The organism is Microbacterium sp. CPCC 204701 (assembly GCF_004010105.1).
In the GTDB taxonomy this organism is placed as follows: Bacteria; Actinomycetota; Actinomycetes; order Actinomycetales; family Microbacteriaceae; genus Microbacterium.
Genome location: NZ_RRYE01000437.1, coordinates 1 through 2301 on the forward strand (window position 1 = coordinate 1; position 2301 = coordinate 2301).

At 70.1% G+C, this 2301-nt stretch carries 2 protein-coding genes and 2 pseudogenes; 2 read left to right on the top strand and 2 right to left on the bottom strand.

Annotation, left to right across the window (positions count from 1 at the left end):
• Positions 1 to 376: pseudogene (locus EIO58_RS16455) on the bottom strand (two-component sensor histidine kinase); the annotation flags it as partial.
• A 164-nt stretch (positions 377 to 540) separates the two neighbouring features.
• Between EIO58_RS16455 and phoU the strand changes: the two are divergent.
• The gene (gene phoU, locus EIO58_RS16460; RefSeq protein ID WP_127820389.1) at positions 541 to 1221 is read left to right on the top strand and encodes a phosphate signaling complex protein PhoU; all 681 of its coding nucleotides are present in this window, start codon (positions 541 to 543) and stop codon (positions 1219 to 1221) included.
• A gap of 70 nt (positions 1222 to 1291) precedes the next feature.
• Here the strand turns inward: phoU and EIO58_RS16465 are convergent, their stop codons facing one another.
• Positions 1292 to 2041 carry a phosphoglyceromutase gene (locus EIO58_RS16465; RefSeq protein ID WP_127820390.1) on the bottom strand — a complete coding sequence of 250 codons (750 nt, stop codon included), beginning with the start codon at positions 2039 to 2041 and terminating at the stop codon, positions 1292 to 1294.
• A gap of 54 nt (positions 2042 to 2095) precedes the next feature.
• On the opposite strand from EIO58_RS16465, the pseudogene EIO58_RS16470 reads away from it, so the two are divergent.
• A pseudogene (locus EIO58_RS16470) lies at positions 2096 to 2301 on the top strand (class I SAM-dependent methyltransferase); the annotation flags it as partial.

Consider the following 2301-nt stretch of genomic DNA (forward strand, 5'->3'; position numbering starts at 1 on the left):
CCCGCACGACGACCAGCCGCGGCTCGGCGGGCGGCGCGCCGCGGCGCAGGCGCATGGTCTCGGTCGTCGCCGCCTCGGCCGACCGGACGCGACGGGCCACAACCCGCAGTCCCTCGGTGGGCAGCGTGCTGCCTTCGATGAGGTCGAACGGGGTCGCGGCGGCCGACGCGGCCAGCACCGTGAACGAGGCGTCCACGACCACGGCCGCATCGTCCATGCCGTGCAGCACCTCTCGCACGCCTTCGGGTACGTGCAGCGAGGTATCGGCCCGTGCACGGTCGCGTGCGCGCAGAGACGCGACGATGACCGCCGAGATCGAGCTGCCGATGATCACCCCCGCGAGAAGGGCGAGCAGCGCGAGCTGCGTCGTATCCATGCACACAGCGTAAGGGCACGCCGCGCGCGGCTCCCGCCGCGTCCGAGGAGCCCCGATGCGGCGCGGACTACTATTCACCGGGGAGGCACCGTTCGTTAACCTTCGATGACGAGAATCGCGGGGCCCGGGGCGATGCCTGCCCGAAACCAGGAAAGGTGCGTCCAATGCGCGAAGTCTTCCACCAGTCCCTCGAGGACGTGCAGGGCCGTCTCGTCGAGATCGCCGAGCTGGTCACGATCGCCATCGACAAGGCGACGCGCGCCTTCGGCACGAGCGACGTGGCGCTCGCGGAGGACGTCATCGAGGCCGACGCCGTCATCGACGAGAAGGCGATCGCGCTCGACGAGCTGGCGATCGAGATCCTCGCGCGGCAGCAGCCGGTCGCTCGCGACCTGCGCATCGTCGTGAGCGCGCTGCGCATGAGCGCGTCGCTCGAGCGCATGGGCGACATCGCGGAGCACATCGCCCAGCTCACGCGCATGCGCTTCCCCGAGCGGGCCATCCCGAAGGGTCTGAAGTCGACGTTCCTCAAGATGGGCCAGCTCGACGTCGAGGCCGCACGCCAGCTCGCCGAGCTGCTGCGCACCCAGGATCTGGCCTTCATCGATCCGATCCGCAACGCTGACGATCAGCTCGACGAGCTGCACCTGTCGGTGTTCGAGAAGGTGCTCAGCGACAGCTGGCAGGGCGAGGCGTCCGCGACGGTCGACGCCACGCTGGCCAGCCGCTACCACGAGCGCTTCGCCGACCACGCCGTGTCGGTGGCCAAGAAGGTCCTCTACCTGTCCACGGGCGAATGGACCGCCGCGACCGACGCGATCCCGATCGTCTCGCCGCAGGAGTGACCGCGCACACACCAGACGAGCGGATGCCTCCGAAGAGGCATCCGCTCGTCTCGTGTTCGAGCGCGGCGCGTCAGGCCTTGCCCTGATTGGCCACGGCAGCGGCGCCGGCAGCGGCGGCCTCAGGGTCGAGATACTCCCCCGCGCCGACGGGCTTGAGGTCCTCGTCGAGGCGGTAGACGAGCGGGATGCCGGTGGGGATGTTGAGCTCGGCGATGTCGGCGTCGCTGATGCCGTCGAGGTGCTTCACGAGGCCGCGGAGCGAGTTGCCGTGGGCCGTCACGAGCACCGTCTTGCCGGCCTTCAGGTCGGGAACGATCTCTTCGCGCCAGTACGGCAGCATCCGGTCGATCACGATCTTGAGTGACTCGGTGTCTGGCACCTGGCCGTCGATTCCCTCGTAGCGCGGGTCGCCCACCTGGCTGTACTGGTCGTCGGCGGGAAGCGCCGGCGGCGGAACGTCGAACGAACGGCGCCAGAGCATGAACTGCTCCTGGCCGAACTCCTCGAGCGTCTGCGCCTTGTCCTTGCCCTGCAGAGCGCCGTAGTGGCGCTCGTTGAGGCGCCACGAGCGCTTCACGGGGATCCAGAGCCGGTCGGCCGCGTCGAGGGCGATGTCGGCGGTCTGGATCGCGCGGCTGAGCACGGACGTGTGGAGCACATCGGGCAGGATGCCGGACTCTGCGAGCAGCTCGCCGCCGCGCTGGGCCTCGGCCTTGCCCTGGTCGGTGAGGCGGACATCCACCCAGCCGGTGAACTGGTTGGTCTTGTTCCACTCGCTCTGGCCGTGTCGGAGCAAGATCAGCGTATAGGGCGCGGTCATGCGCCCCATGATATCCGCGCGTGGCCCCTGCCCCTTCGGTGCGACGATAGGGGCATGGCTTCTGCGCGCTCCGGCCCCGGGCGGGTGGTCGGCCAGATCACCCGTGGGACGACGGGTGCGAACCGGCTGCGCCGCGTGGACCGGTGGATCGCGCGCCACCCGGCGCTGCGGCGGGCGGCCGAACCGCTCGTTGTCGACCTCGGCTTCGGGGCCAGCGGCGTGACGGCGTTCGAGCAGTACGCGCGCCTCGTGCGCGTCCG